This is a genomic window from Blastococcus sp. SYSU DS0552 (assembly GCF_054050815.1).
The window spans coordinates 36,765-49,916 of sequence record NZ_JBJHAB010000002.1 but is presented as its reverse complement, the minus strand read 5'-3'; the positions used below and the strand labels follow the sequence as shown (position 1 = coordinate 49,916).

General features: G+C 75.2%; 12 protein-coding genes. 4 read left to right on the top strand and 8 right to left on the bottom strand.

The features are described from left to right. Nucleotides 1-48: 48 nt before the first annotated feature. From ACI8AG_RS02355 to ACI8AG_RS02345, 3 genes are read right to left on the bottom strand one after another with little or no spacing between them, the layout of a single operon-like run. Nucleotides 49-1,869 carry an ABC-F family ATP-binding cassette domain-containing protein gene (locus ACI8AG_RS02355; protein ID WP_456595768.1) on the bottom strand — a complete coding sequence of 607 codons (1,821 nt, stop codon included), beginning with the start codon at nt 1,867-1,869 and terminating at the stop codon, nt 49-51. A gap of 26 nt (nt 1,870-1,895) precedes the next feature. After that, nucleotides 1,896-3,188, bottom strand: coding sequence for an MFS transporter (locus ACI8AG_RS02350; protein ID WP_456595767.1), 1,293 nt, complete (start codon nt 3,186-3,188; stop codon nt 1,896-1,898). After that, a complete protein-coding gene (locus ACI8AG_RS02345) occupies nt 3,185-3,787 on the bottom strand; it encodes a helix-turn-helix domain-containing protein (RefSeq protein WP_456595766.1) in 603 nt (200 codons plus the stop codon). Before ACI8AG_RS02345 ends, ACI8AG_RS02350 begins: the two co-directional genes overlap by 4 nt. A gap of 196 nt (nt 3,788-3,983) precedes the next feature. Here ACI8AG_RS02345 and ACI8AG_RS02340 point away from each other — a divergent pair, with 196 nt between their 5' ends. The 3 genes from ACI8AG_RS02340 (at nt 3,984) to ACI8AG_RS02330 (ending at nt 6,508) form a co-directional block, all read left to right on the top strand. Then, nucleotides 3,984-4,982 (top strand): pirin family protein, encoded by a 999-nt coding sequence (locus ACI8AG_RS02340; RefSeq protein ID WP_456595765.1) that lies wholly within the window; start codon nt 3,984-3,986, stop codon nt 4,980-4,982. Nucleotides 4,983-5,090: 108 nt separating this feature from the next. Beyond that, nucleotides 5,091-6,059 (top strand): pirin family protein, encoded by a 969-nt coding sequence (locus ACI8AG_RS02335; RefSeq protein WP_456595764.1) that lies wholly within the window; start codon nt 5,091-5,093, stop codon nt 6,057-6,059. Nucleotides 6,060-6,073: 14 nt separating this feature from the next. Further along, complete coding sequence (locus tag ACI8AG_RS02330) at nt 6,074-6,508, top strand: PPOX class F420-dependent oxidoreductase (RefSeq protein ID WP_456595763.1); 435 nt, start codon at nt 6,074-6,076, stop codon at nt 6,506-6,508. 48 nt (nt 6,509-6,556) lie between these two features. Here the strand turns inward: ACI8AG_RS02330 and ACI8AG_RS02325 are convergent, their stop codons facing one another. Together ACI8AG_RS02325 and ACI8AG_RS02320 are read right to left on the bottom strand one after the other, a co-directional pair. Next, complete coding sequence (locus tag ACI8AG_RS02325) at nt 6,557-7,315, bottom strand: VOC family protein (RefSeq protein WP_456595762.1); 759 nt, start codon at nt 7,313-7,315, stop codon at nt 6,557-6,559. A gap of 59 nt (nt 7,316-7,374) precedes the next feature. Continuing rightward, the gene (locus tag ACI8AG_RS02320) at nt 7,375-9,438 is read right to left on the bottom strand and encodes a TPM domain-containing protein (RefSeq protein ID WP_456595761.1); all 2,064 of its coding nucleotides are present in this window, start codon (nt 9,436-9,438) and stop codon (nt 7,375-7,377) included. Between the two features lie 120 nt (nt 9,439-9,558). Between ACI8AG_RS02320 and ACI8AG_RS02315 the strand changes: the two genes are divergently transcribed. Further along, nucleotides 9,559-9,921, top strand: coding sequence for a Rieske (2Fe-2S) protein (locus ACI8AG_RS02315; RefSeq protein WP_456595760.1), 363 nt, complete (start codon nt 9,559-9,561; stop codon nt 9,919-9,921). A gap of 73 nt (nt 9,922-9,994) precedes the next feature. Here the strand turns inward: ACI8AG_RS02315 and ACI8AG_RS02310 are convergent, their stop codons facing one another. The 3 genes from ACI8AG_RS02310 to ACI8AG_RS02300 are packed head-to-tail and all read right to left on the bottom strand — an operon-like array spanning nt 9,995 to nt 13,130. After that, nucleotides 9,995-11,152, bottom strand: a complete 1,158-nt coding sequence (locus tag ACI8AG_RS02310) for an ABC transporter ATP-binding protein (protein WP_456595759.1) — start codon at nt 11,150-11,152, stop codon at nt 9,995-9,997. After that, complete coding sequence (locus ACI8AG_RS02305; protein ID WP_456595758.1) at nt 11,149-12,192, bottom strand: ABC transporter ATP-binding protein; 1,044 nt, start codon at nt 12,190-12,192, stop codon at nt 11,149-11,151. Before ACI8AG_RS02305 ends, ACI8AG_RS02310 begins: the two co-directional genes overlap by 4 nt. Beyond that, complete coding sequence (locus ACI8AG_RS02300; RefSeq protein WP_456595757.1) at nt 12,189-13,130, bottom strand: ABC transporter permease; 942 nt, start codon at nt 13,128-13,130, stop codon at nt 12,189-12,191. The genes ACI8AG_RS02305 and ACI8AG_RS02300 overlap by 4 nt, the downstream gene beginning before the upstream one ends. Nucleotides 13,131-13,152 lie beyond the last annotated feature (22 nt).

The window sequence follows — 13,152 nt, the reverse complement described above, 5'->3', positions numbered from 1 at the left end:
ACCCCGTGTGCTGAGCCAGGACGCCGGAGCGGGCCGGCCGCGCGATGCTCAGCCCTCAGCGAGCTCCGAGGCGACCAGCCAGGCCTCCTCGACCTGCTCCTTCTCGGCCTGCACCGCCTTGAGCTGGGTGTCCAGCTCGGCGGCCTTGGCGTAGTCCGCGGCGGCCGCGGCCAGCTGCTCGTGCAGCTTCTTCTCGTCGGCGTCCAGCTTGAGCATCCGCCGCTCCAGCTTGGCGGCCTCCTTCTTCGCCGCCCGGGCCTCGGCCGCCGACACCGCCGGGGCCGACGTCGACGGGGCGCCCACCGGACGGGCGCCGTCGTCCCCGGCCGCCGTGGTGAGCGGGGCGCCGCCGGCCGCGCGGCGGCGCAGGTACTCCTCGACCCCGCCGGGCAGCTCGGCCAGCGACCCGTCGCCGAGCAGCGCCACGACCTTGTCGCACACCCGGTCGACGAAGTAGCGGTCGTGGCTGACCACCAGCACGGTGCCGGGGAAGCTGTCGAGCAGGTCCTCCAGCGCCGTCAGGGTGTCGATGTCCAGGTCGTTGGTGGGCTCGTCGAGGATCAGCACGTTCGGCTCGGCCATCAGCAGGCGCAGCAGCTGCAGCCGCCGCCGCTCGCCGCCGGAGAGGTCGCCGACCGGCGTCCACTGCCGGTTCGCCATGAAGCCGAACCGCTCGGCGAGCGACGAGGCGGAGATTTCCTGGTTGCCGATCCGGGCGACGCGGGCCACCTCCTGCACCGCCTCCACCACCCGCAGCGTGCGCGGCAGCTCGGTGACGTGCTGCGACAGGTACGCCGGCGCCACCGTCTGGCCGACCACCACGCGCCCGGCGTCGGGCTCGGTCTCGCCCACGAGGAGCCTGAGCAGCGACGTCTTGCCCGCGCCGTTGACCCCGACGATGCCGATCCGGTCGCCCGGGCCGACGTGCCAGGTCAGATCCTTGAAGAGGGTGCGTGGACCGTCCTCGGTGGGGACGGCGTAGTCGACGTCCTCCACGTCGTAGACGGTCTTGCCCAGGCGCCGGGCGGCGAAGCCCTGCAGCGCCATCGAGTCCCGCGGCGGCGGCTCGTCGGCGATGAGCGCCTGGGCCGCCTCGATGCGGAACCGCGGCTTGCTGGTGCGGGCCGGCGGGCCGCGCCGCAGCCAGGCCAGCTCCTTGCGGACCAGGTTCAGCCGGCGCTCCTCGGTGACCGAGGCGATCCGCGCCCGCTCCGCCCGCGCCAGCGTGTACGCCGAGTAGCCGCCGTCGTAGGAGTGCACGTTCGCGTCGGCGACCTCCCACGTGGTCGTGCAGACCTCGTCGAGGAACCACCGGTCGTGGGTGACCACGACCAGGCCACCGGTGCGCTGCTTCACGTACTCGGCGAGCCAGGCCACCCCCTCGACGTCGAGGTGGTTGGTGGGCTCGTCGAGCACCAGCAGGTCCAGCGGCCGGATGAGCTGGGCGGCCAGCGCCACCCGCCGGCGCTCGCCACCGGACATGGGGGCGACCGGCGCGTCGAGGCCCAGCCGGTCGAGCTCGAGGCCGGTGAGCACCGAGCGGACGGCCGGGTCGCCGGCCCATTCGTGCTCGGCGGCGAACATCGACGACGGCAGCACGACGTCGCGCACCGTCGCCCCCGGCGGGAGGGTGCCGGACTGGTCGAGCACCCCCATCGCGATGTCCCCGCGGCGGGTGACCCGGCCGGAGTCCGGGTCGTCGGCGCCGGTGATCAGCGACAGCAGCGTGCTCTTGCCGCCGCCGTTGCGGCCGACGATCCCGATCCGTTCGCCGGCGGCGACGCCGAGGGAGACGTCGTCGAGCACCACGGTGGTGCCGTGGGCCTTGTGCACCCGCTCGAGGTTGACCAGGTTGAGGGGCGCGCTCATCGGCTGCTCGCAGAAGTCATGGGCCCTCAGTATCCGACGGTCGCCTCCCCGGGGGCCACGGTGGTGCCCGCGACGGTCGACCGGGGCAGCCGCAGGCAGCCGAGGAGGCCGAGCGCCACGACGCCGGCGACGACCAGGAAACCGGTCCCGGTGCTCGTCGCGGCGGCCAGCGGCGGAACGGTGAGGTTGCCGGCGATCCCGCCGAGCGCCAGCGCCAGCGACATCGCCGAGACGGCGGTGGCCCGGTGCGCGGCGTGGGCCCGCGTGTGCAGGACTGCGGCGAGCAGCGGCCAGACGGAGCCGTGCGAGAGGTAGTACAGGGCGAAGCCGGCGGCGGCCGGCACCAGCGTGTCGGGCCCCGCGACCAGGGCGAGCGACAGGCCCCCGACGGCGAACAGCGCGGCGCAGGCGGCCGGCGTGGAGCCGCGGAGCAGCCGCCGCAGGGCCGGCGCGAGCACCGCCCCCACCGCGGAGGCTGCGAACGAGATCGCCAGGACCACGCCGTACACCGCGGCGCCGCCGTCCCGGCCGCCGGTCAGCTCGGCGAACCGGACCGGGCCCAGCAGCTCGCACACGACCAGCCCGGCGCCGGTGACGGCGGTCAGCGCCAGGACCCGCCGCAGGGTGCGGTCGCCCACCGACACCCGCACCGACTCCCCCACGGTCGCCGGCACCGCACGCACCCCGGCGGCCAGCGCGCCGAGGACGCTCCCCTCGCGCGGTGGCCGGTGCTCGGTCAGCAGCCACAGCACCGCGCCGACGAACGCGACGTCGAGGACGGCGGCCCCCAGGTAGGAGAGCGCGAGCCCCTCGGCACCGCCCCCGCCGAGCAGCACCGGGAGGAACCCGCCGACGACCGCGCCGACGGCGAGGCTCGCCCCGTCGGCCGCCGAGTGCTGGGCCAGGCCCGGGGCGACGTCGGCGCCCGGCTCCAGCCGGTGCACCGTGTCCACGTACCACGCCTCGAGCGGGCCGGAGTCCAGCACGCGGCCCACCCCGAGGGCGACGACCCCGGCCAGGAACCCGGCGAACGACGTCGCCGTCGCGATCAGCAGGCACGAGGCGATGTGCAGGACGGCGCCGGCCACGATGACGGGACGGCGGCCGAGCACGTCGGCCAGCCCGCCGGTGGGGAGCTCCAGGGCCACGACCAGCACCCCGTGCACGGTGAACAGCACGCCGATCTCGGCGAGCGTGAGCCCCCGCGCCTGCGCGAGCAGGACGGTGATCGGCGTCGTGAGCCCGACCGGTAGCCAGCGCAGGGCGGTCAGCCCGACCAGCCGCCGGGTGGCGGAGCGGACGGTCTGCGGCGCGCTCACGTCGGCCACTCCCGCAGCGGGACCAGGTCGAGCAGCACGCAGACCTGCTCGGTGCCCTCCGCCGGCGGCGCGTCGCCAGGGTGCTCGGCCATCCAGCGCCGGAGCGTGGCGTGCAGCTCGCCGATCAGCTCCCGCGCCTGGTCGGGGCTCAGCCGGAGCCCGTAGTCGTTCAGCGTGGCGGCGTCGGTCCAGCCGGGGTCGAGCTGCTCCTTCTGCTCGAACCAGGCGTCGAGCACGCGGGCGTGCTGGTCGATCTGCAGCCGGCTCATCTCGTCCTGCACCTCGGCCCCGCCCTCCTGCGGGACGAGCTCCCCGGCCTGCCAGCTCGTCATCCGGTGCCGGGCCCGCCACCACCGCTCGCGCGCTGTTCCCTGGCCCTCGACCTCCTCCACGAAGCCGTAGGCCGCCAGCTGGCGCAGGTGGTAGCTGGTCGATCCGCTGCTCTCCCCCACGGCCCGCGCCAGGCCGCTCGCCGTCGCCGGCCCGTGCACCCGGAGCCGGCCGAGCAGCCGGCTGCGCAGCGGGTGCGCCAGTGCCCGCAGGGCGCGCACGTCGGTCACCTGGACGGCCGGCTCCAGCGGCGGGGGCTCCTCAATCACGGAGACAGGCTACGAGTGCAAAGATGTCTTTGCAAAGCATCCTTTGCGCCACTGCCGGAACGAGATCTGCACACCGACCCCTCTCAGCCGCCACCGATGGGCCACTGTGCAGATCTCGCCCGGAAGGAGGGGAAGACAACGCCCTCGCCCGGGGTTACGCTCGCCGCTAGTTGAGCCCTCAATCAAGGAGGCCGGCATGCCTGCCGTGACCGTCGAGGACACCACCACCCTGCCGCGGATCCCGATCCCCGCCCCCCGCACGGTGCGCCGCCGCACCCGGTCGGTGACGACCGCCCCGTCGGGCTTCGAGGGCGAGGGCTTCCCCGTGCGCCGCGCCTTCGCCGGCGTCGACCTGCGCGCGCTGGACCCCTTCCTGCACATGGACCAGATGGGCGAGGTGGAGTACGCCCCCGGCGAGCCGAAGGGCACCAGCTGGCACCCCCACCGCGGCTTCGAGACCGTCACCTACCTCCTCGACGGCACCTTCGAGCACGCCGATTCCCACGGCGGCGGCGGCACGATCAGCAACGGCGACACCCAGTGGATGACCGCCGGTGGCGGCGTCCTGCACATCGAGCGCCCGCCGGAGCAGCTGGTGGTCAGCGGTGGCCTGTTCCACGGCCTGCAGCTGTGGGTGAACCTGCCGCGGGCGCAGAAGTGGGTCGAGCCGCGCTACCAGGACCTGCGCGCGAAGGAGTCGGTCCTGCTCGCCAGCCCGGACGCCGGCGCCCTGCTGCGGGTGATCGCCGGCGAGGTGGGCGGGCACACCGGCCCCGGTTCGACGTACACCCCGATGGCGATGGTGCACGCGACCGTCTCCCCCGGCGCGACGCTGGACCTGCCTTGGCGGCCGGACTTCAACGCGCTGGTCTACGTGCTCTCCGGCGCCGGCTCCGTGGGGATCGACGGCGCCCCGGTGCGCACCGGCCAGCTCGCGGTGCTCGGCCCCGGGGACACCGTGACCGTGCGCGGGGCGGTGAACCAGGAATCGCGGACGCCGGCCCTGGACGTGGTGGTCCTCGGCGGGCGGCCGATCAACGAGCCGATCGCCATGTACGGGCCGTTCGTGATGAACACCCGGCAGGAGGTGGCCGACGCGTTCGCCGACTTCTCCGCCGGCCGGCTCGGCTCGATCCCGGCGCAGCGCATCGAGGGACCCGTTCCGCACCGCGCCGTCCGGGGCGAGACTGACTGACGGCGGGGCTCCCGCCCCGCGACACCGTGCCGAGATCACGGGATCTCGGCACATCGAGCCCCCGGAACCGCCGGGATCACGGGATCCCGGCAGAGGGAGTCGTCGACGATGAGCAACCTGGAACCGCGCCCGCCCGCTCGCGGGCTGGGCGGGCTGGCGGGCACCACCGCCGGCCCCGCCCTGGACCTGCTGCCGGGCAAGGAGGTGCTGCTCGGCGAGAGCACCCGCGTGCGCCGCCTCCTGCCCACGCTCGGCCGGCGGATGGTCGGCGCCTGGGTCTTCGTCGACCACTACGGCCCCGACGACATCACCTCGTCCCCCGGCATGCAGGTGCCGCCGCACCCGCACACCGGGCTGCAGACCGTGTCGTGGCTGCTCGACGGCGAGGTGCACCACCGCGACTCGCTCGGCAGCGACGTGCGGTTCCGCCCCGGGGAGCTGGCGCTGATGACGGCCGGGCACGGGATCGCCCACTCCGAGCAGTCGCCGGCGACCCACCCGCGGTACCTGCACGGGGCCCAGCTGTGGGTGGCCCTGCTGGAGGCCGACCGTGAGGTCGCCCCGCACTTCGAGCACCACGGCGTCCTGCCCGGCTTCAGCTCCGACGGGCTCACCGCCACGGTGCTCATGGGCGGCTTCGGCGGGGTGACGTCGCCGGGGCGGGCCTACACCCCGCTGGTCGGCGTCGACCTGGAGCTCGCCGCCGGCGCCGACGTGGACCTCCCGCTGGAGGCCGACTTCGAGTACGGGCTCCTGGCGTCAGCGGGGTCGGTCACGGTGGACGACGTCGTCCTCGAGCCCGGCGCGATGCTGTACCTGGGCACCGGTCGCACGGCGCTGCGGGTGCGGGCAGGGGCGGCGTCCCGGTTGCTGCTGCTCGGCGGTGAGCCGTTCGAGGAACGCCTGGTGATGTGGTGGAACTTCATCGGCCGCTCGGGCGAGGAGGTCGCCGAGTACGCCGAGCAGTGGAACGCCGAGTCGCGGCGCTTCGGCACCGTCGTCGGTTACGACGGCGACCGGCTGGAGGCGCCGCCGCTACCCCCGGTCGCGCTCCGGCCGCGCGGCCGGGTCCGCTGAGGCAGGCTTTGGGCATGAGCGACCCCGCCCGGCCGGACCCTCGGCTGCTGCAGTTCGTCGCCGAGCAGCGCTGGGGCGTGCTCGCCACGATCAAGCGCGACGGCCGACCGCAGCTGTCCAACGTCGGCTACGCCTGGGACGACGGCCTGATCCGCGTCTCGGTGACCGCCGACCGCGCGAAGACCCGCAACCTGCAGCGCGACCCGCGGGTGACGTTGCACGTGGCGTCGAAGGACTTCTGGACCTGGGTCGCCGTCGAGGGCACCGCCGAGCTCACCCCGGTCGCGCAGGAGCCGCACGACCCCACCGTCGAGGAGCTGATCGCCTACTACCGCGGCGTCTCCGGCGAGCACGAGAACTGGGACGAGTACCGGGCGGCGATGGTCGCCGACCGGCGGCTGGTCGTTCGGTTCCGGCCCGAGCACGCGTACGGGCAGCTGCCGGGCTGAGCCCGGCGCCGCCGGTGCGCCCCGTTCGCACCGGCCGCCGGGCGGAGCTCAGCCGGCCGGCACCTGCATGACGGAGAACGACGCGCCCCACGGGTCCGCGACGACCGCGAAGCGGCCGTACTCGGTGTCCTCGGCCGGGAGGAGCACCTTCCCGCCCGCGGCGGTCACCGCGGCGACCGCGGCGTCGGTCGAGGCCACCGCGAAGCAGGTTGACCAGCCCTTGGGCGCACCGGGGACCACGCCGCCGAGCCCGCCCAGCGGGTCACCACCGGTGGCGAAGGTCGTGTAGCCCTCCGCGCCCGGGATCTCCTCGAACCGGAACCCGAAGACGGCGGTGTAGAACTCCCGGGCCGCCGCCGGGTCGTCGACCGCCGCCTCGTTCCACACCAGCGAGCCCGGTTCGTTGTACCGCTGCACGCCGGGGTGCTCGCCGGCCTGCCACAGGCCGAACGGGTGGCCCTGCGGGTCGAGGGCGATGACCATCGTGCCCATCGGCCCGACCGCCATCGGCTCCACCACGACCGTGCCACCGGCCTCCCGGATCCGGGTGACCGTGGCGGCCGCGTCGTCCGTCGCGAAGTACGTGGTCCAGCGGGGCGGGGCGCCCCCGTCCGTCTGCGGTCCGAGGCCGGCCACCGCCCGCCCGTCCTTCTGGGCGTCCAGGTAGCCGCCGAACTCGGGCTCGCCGCCGGTGTACTCCCAGCCGAGCATCGCGGCGTAGAACTCCTTCGCCGCCGCCAGGTCGGCGGCACCGTAGTCCACCCAGCACGGCGTCCCGGCCGGCCAGGGGGTGTCTCGCGTGGGCATGGTTGCCTCCTCCGGTTGTGGGGGAGGTCACCGTCCCACCGGAGTACGACAGTTCGGGGCTAGAACGTCCCGCCCCCGCCGCGGCCGCCGCCGCCGAACGAGCCGCCCCCACCGAGACCGCCGCCGCCGAACGACCCGCCCCCGCCGCGGCCGCCGAACCCGCCGCCGCCGAAGCCCCCACCACCGAAGCCGCCGCCGAACCCGCCGCCGTGGCCGCGTCCGCCGCCCAGCAGGATGCCGCCCAGCACGAGGCTGCCGAGGTCCACGCCACCGCGGCGGTACCCGCCCCCGTAGCCGCCGCCGAACCCGCCGGGTCCGTACCCGGAGTTCCACCGGTCGACGTCGTCCTGCGCCAGGTCGAGGGCGTGCTGGGCCAGCATGCCCGCCTGGTGGGCCTCCCGCAGCGCGCTCACCGGGTCGGTCCCGCCCAGGTCGACGGCTGCCTCCAGGTGCCGCCGCGCCTCGGCGAGCCGGGTGCGCGCCTGGGGACCGACCGCCCCACGGCGGGTGTCGATGAAGTCCGTGGCCGCGGCGACCGCCGAGCGCGCGTTGAGCAGCGACTGCTCCAGCGCCGCCGCGGCCCGGCGGGCCTGGGTCTGCGCGTCGCGGGCCGCCGCGAGCGCCTCCTCGAGCGCGGTGTCGGCGTCCTCGAGCTGCCGGAGCGCGGCCAGCGGGTCACCCGGGGTGCCGTCGGCCGGGTGCAGGGCGGCATCGCAGGCCGCGAGCGCCGACTCGGCGCGGGCGATCTGCGGCTCCAGGCCCGTGCGGTCCCCGGCGGCGACCAGCGCCCGGGCCTCGGCCAGGTCCTTCTCGGTCTCCGCGCGGGCGGCCGCGACCCGGCCGGCGGCGGCGTCGAGGTCGGCGGCGAGCCGGCCGACGGCGTCCAGCAGCGTGCCCGTCTGCGCCGCGGCGTCCTCGGCCGCGCGGATGTCGCCGACGGCGTCGCCGCTGCGCCCCTCGGCCAGCGCCGCCCGCGCCTCCCGGACCTCCTGCTCGGCGGCGGCCAGCCGCGCCCGGGCCTGCTCCACGTTGTCCGCCACGGGAGCGGATGCGGTCGCCGCGTACCGGCTCCGGAGCGCGGCCAGCCGCTGCTCCTCCTGCGGGATCCGGTCGCCCAGCCCGGCCAGCCGCGGCTCCAGCGCGTCCAGCACCTGCGGCGCGTTGTGCTCGAGGTCGCGCAGCCGCTGGAAGGCCTCGCTCTGCTCGTCGAGCCGGGCGCCGGCGGCGCCGGTGAGCGCCAGGATCTCGGCCAGCATCCGGCGGGTGGTGGGCTCGTCCTCCGGGATGTCGTCGTCGAGCTCCTGGCGCAGCGTGAAGGCCCGGGAGAGCTCCTTCCTGGACTGCGCCAGCGCGGCGTCGAAGCCGGCGACGGCGTCCTCGCCGTACTGCGACCGGGCGAAGTCGAGGTCCAGCTGCGAGGTCTTCACGGCCTCGTCGAGGTCCAGCAGCGCCTCGCTGGCACGGCCCTGGAGCTGGTCGGTGGGCACGCCCTCGTACGGATCGGGCTCCCGCCGCCGACCGGGCGGCAGAGCGGTGCCGCTCCGGTTCCGGCGCGAGCGGCTGAGCAGGTAGGCGCCGCCCCCGACGACCGCGAGGCCGCCGAGCACCAGCAGCGGCCCCACCCCGCCGGAGCCGCCGTCGGCGGACCCGGTCGGCTCCTCCGCGGCCGCGCCGCCGTCGCGCAGCAGATCCGCGAACGCCGCCACGCCGCCGGCCCAGTCGCCCTCGCCGAACTCCGGGGCGACCCGCTCGTCGGTCAGCGAGTCGAACTCGGCGCCGGTGACCGGGAAGTCGGCCGGCCGCACCGTGCCGTACTGCCCGTCGTCGACGGCGACGGCCAGCAGCGCGTCCTCCTCGCCGAGCTGGGTCAGCTCGGCCGTGGCCTGGGCCCACTCCTCCTGGTCCGCGCCGTCGAAGCTGGACACGAACACCACGTAGAGGTCGGTCCGGGTGTCGGCGCGCAGGTCGTCGACGACGTCCTGCACCCGCCCGGTGCCACCCTGGAGGACGCCGACCTCGTCGACGACCTGGTCGGGCAGCCGGAACGGCGGCACCGCGTACGCCGGCCCGCCGGTGAGCAGGAGGACGGCGAGCACCCCCAGGACGACGCACAGCCGGCGCACGGAGACCTCCTGGACGGGTGAAGGGGAACCCGGACGACCCTACCGACGGCCGAGGGGTCCGGCCCGACCGCCGTGGGTACGGCTCCTCCGCCGCCGACCCGCCGTGCCGAGGAGCCCCGCGTGCCCGAGCCCGACTCCGTCCCCGCCGCCGATCTGCCGCCCGGAGCGGTCCGCCGCGCCGGCGGCTGGGCCGTGGGCAACCGGGGGGACGACGAGTACTTCGCCGTCTCCCGGCGGTGCCGCCACCAGCTGGCCGACCTCGCCCAGGGCAGCGTCGACGCCCACGGGTGCCTGGTCTGCCCGTGGCACGGCAGCCGCTACGACGTGCGCACCGGCGAGATGGTGCAGGGGCCGCGCGGTTTCCTCGGCTACCACGGGCCGACGCCGGTCTACACCCAGCTGGTGCGGCTGCTGGGGTCGGTGGTCCGGCTACGCGTGCGCCGGGCGGTCCGCCGCGGCAACGACGTCGTCGTCACCGACTGAGGCATAGGAAGCTTTTCGTGCGTATCCGGGTGCGAGAACGCACGCAGAGCTTCCTATGCCCGGGGCGGCAGGGTCAGCCCTGCTCCTGACGGGGCAGCGGCTCGTCCCGCCCGAGGAAGGGGGTGGGGTCGTCGTCGCCGCGACGGGCCGGCCCCGGACGGGCGGCCGCGGCTGCGTGCAGCGCCTCCTCCGGCGACCGCGGCCGCAGCACGCCGTCGCGGATCTCCTCCGCCCAGTGGCAGCTGACCAGCCGACCGGGCGCCAGCTCGCGCAGCGCGGGCACCTCGTCGTCGCACCGCGTCTCCTGCCGCCACGGGCAGCGGGTGTGGAACCGGCAGCCGCTGGGCGGGTTCGCCGGCGACGGCAGGTCACCCGCCAGCAGGATCCGCTCCCGGGATTCCTCGACCTCCGGGTCGGGCACGGGGACGGCGCTCATCAGCGCACGCGTGTAGGGGTGCAGCGGCTGCTCGTAGAGGTCGTCGGCCGGCGCCTGCTCCACCAGGGAGCCCAGGTACATCACGCCGACGACGTCGCTGATGTGCCGCACCACCGCGAGGTCGTGCGCGATGACCAGGTAGGTCAGGCCGAGCCGCTCCTGCAGCTCCTCCAGCAGGTTGAGCACCTGTGCCTGCACCGACACGTCCAGGGCGGACACCGGCTCGTCGGCGATCAGCAGGTCCGGCTCCAGGGCCACGGCGCGGGCGATGCCGATCCGCTGCCGCTGGCCGCCGGAGAACTCGTGCGGGTAGCGGCGCAGCGCCGCCGAGGGCAGGCCGACGGCGTCGAGCAGCGTGCGGATCCGCTGCGCGATCCCCTCCTTGCCGCCGCCGATGCCGTGCGCGCGCAGCGGCTCGGACAGCAGCGACTCCACGTTCTGCCGCGGGTCGAGGCTGCCCAGGGGGTCCTGGAAGACCATCTGCATCCGCTGGCGCATCCGCCGCAGCGGCTCACCCTTGAGCGCGGCGACGTCGGTGCCGTCGAAGAGCACCCGCCCGGCGGTGGGCTCGACCAGCCGCAGGATCGCCCGGCCCAGCGTCGACTTGCCGCAGCCGGACTCCCCCACCAGCCCGTAGGTGGCCCCGCGCGGGACGACGAGGTCGACGCCGTCGACGGCCCGCACGTGCCCGACGGTGCGGTCGAAGAAGATCCCCTGCTTGATCGGGAAGTGCACCTCGAGGCCCTCGACGCGCAGCAGCTCGTCCTGGCCGGGAGCGGTCGGGACGGCGGTCATCGGGCGGCTCCGGAAGCGGTCGCCCCGGCGGTCGGGGACGGCGGGTACTCGATCGGGTGCCGGCAGCGCAGCTCGCGACCGGGGCCGTCGTACTCCAGCGGCACGGTGCTGCCGGAGACCTCGGTCAGGCAGTCGTCGCGGGCGTTGTCGCAGCGCGGCGCGAAGGCACACCCCTCCGCCCACGGGATGGCGTCGGCGGCCGAGCCGCGGATCGGCGTGAGCGGTGCCCCGCGGGCGGAGTCCAGCCGCGGCACCGAGGCCAGCAGCCCGCCGGTGTAGGGCTGGCGGGGCCGGGCGAAGAGGTCGTGCCGGTCGGCGGTCTCGATGATCTTCCCCGCGTACATGACGTGCACCCGGTCGCAGAGCCCGGCGACGACGCCGAGGTCGTGGGTGATCATCACCAGCGCCGTCCCGGTGTCGACGACGAGCTCGCGCAGCAGCTCCAGGATCTGCGCCTGGATGGTGACGTCGAGCGCCGTCGTCGGCTCGTCGGCGATCAGCAGCCGCGGCGAGCACGCCAGCGCCATGGCGATCAGCGCGCGCTGGCGCATGCCGCCGGAGAGCTGGTGCGGGTACTCCTTCAGCCGGCGCCGCGGGTCGGGGATGCCGACCTTGTCCAGCAGCACGATCGCCTCGTCGGCGGCCTGCCCGCGGTCCATGTCCCGGTGCTCCAGCAGCACCTCGGTCACCTGGGTGCCGATGGGCACGGTGGGGTTCAGCGAGGACAACGGGTCCTGGAACACCATGGCCATGTCGGCCCCGCGCAGCCGGCGCAGCGTCCGGTCGTCGGCGCCGACCAGCTCCTGCCCGTCCAGCCGGACCGAGCCGGACACCTGCACGCCGCGCCGGGGCAGCAGCCCCATGATCGCCAGCGAGGTGACCGACTTGCCGCAGCCGGACTCCCCCACCAGACCGATCGTCTCGCCGGGGGCGACGGAGAAGCTGACGCCGTCGACGGCGAGGGTCGGGGCCTCGCCGCGGCGGGTGAACCGGACGGCGAGGTCCTCCACCTCGAGCACCGGTGCCTGCAGGCTGCTCACCTCCGGAACTTCGGGTCGAGGGCCTCGCGCAGGCGTTCCCCGAGCAGCGTGAACCCGAGCGCGACGACGATGATGCACAGCGCCGGCCACACGGCGAGCGCCGGCCGGATGGACAGGAAGTCCTGGGCGTTGGCCAGCATCGCGCCCCACTCGGGCCGGGCGATGTCCGGGTCGCCGAGGCCCAGGTAGGAGAGCGCGGCGGCCTCGATGATCGCCGTCGCCAGGGAGAGCGTGGCCTGGACGATCACCGGCGACAGCGAGTTGGGCAGCACGTGCCCGAACACGATCCGCGTCTTCTTCACCCCGAGCGCCTGCGCGGCGACGGCGTAGTCGCTGCCGCGCTGGGCGAGCATCGAGCCGCGCAGCAGCCGGGCGAACACCGGCACCTGGACGACCGCGATCGCGATCATCAGCGCGTACTGGTTCTGGCCCAGCAGCACCGAGACGGTGATCGCCATGAGCAGGCCGGGGATCGACAGGATGATGTCGACGAACCGCATGACCACGGTGTCGACCCAGCCGCCGAAGGCGCCGGCCAGCACGCCCAGGGCCATGCCGACCACCAGGCCCAGCACGGTGGAGACCACGCCGATGAGGAGCGACTGCCGGGCGCCGTAGATCAGCCGGGAGAGCAGGTCGCGCCCGAGGTTGTCCACACCGAGGGGGAAGCCCTCGCGCGCGCCGGGGATCTCACCGGGCCGGATCTCCGACAGCAGGTACTGGGTGACCGGGTCCCTGGGGGCGAGCAACGGCGCGAACGCCGCCACGACGAGGAAGACCAGGACGATGACCGCGCCGGCGATCGCCACCGGGTCGCGGCGGAGCCGCCGGAACGCGCTGCGGGTGAGCGACAGGCCGCCGTCGCCCTCCGGGAGCCGGCCAGCCCGGGCGGCGAGGGCGTCGATGCGCTCGCGCTTGACCTCACCGAGAGCCGTCATCGGCTGCGCTCCTCGTCCGATT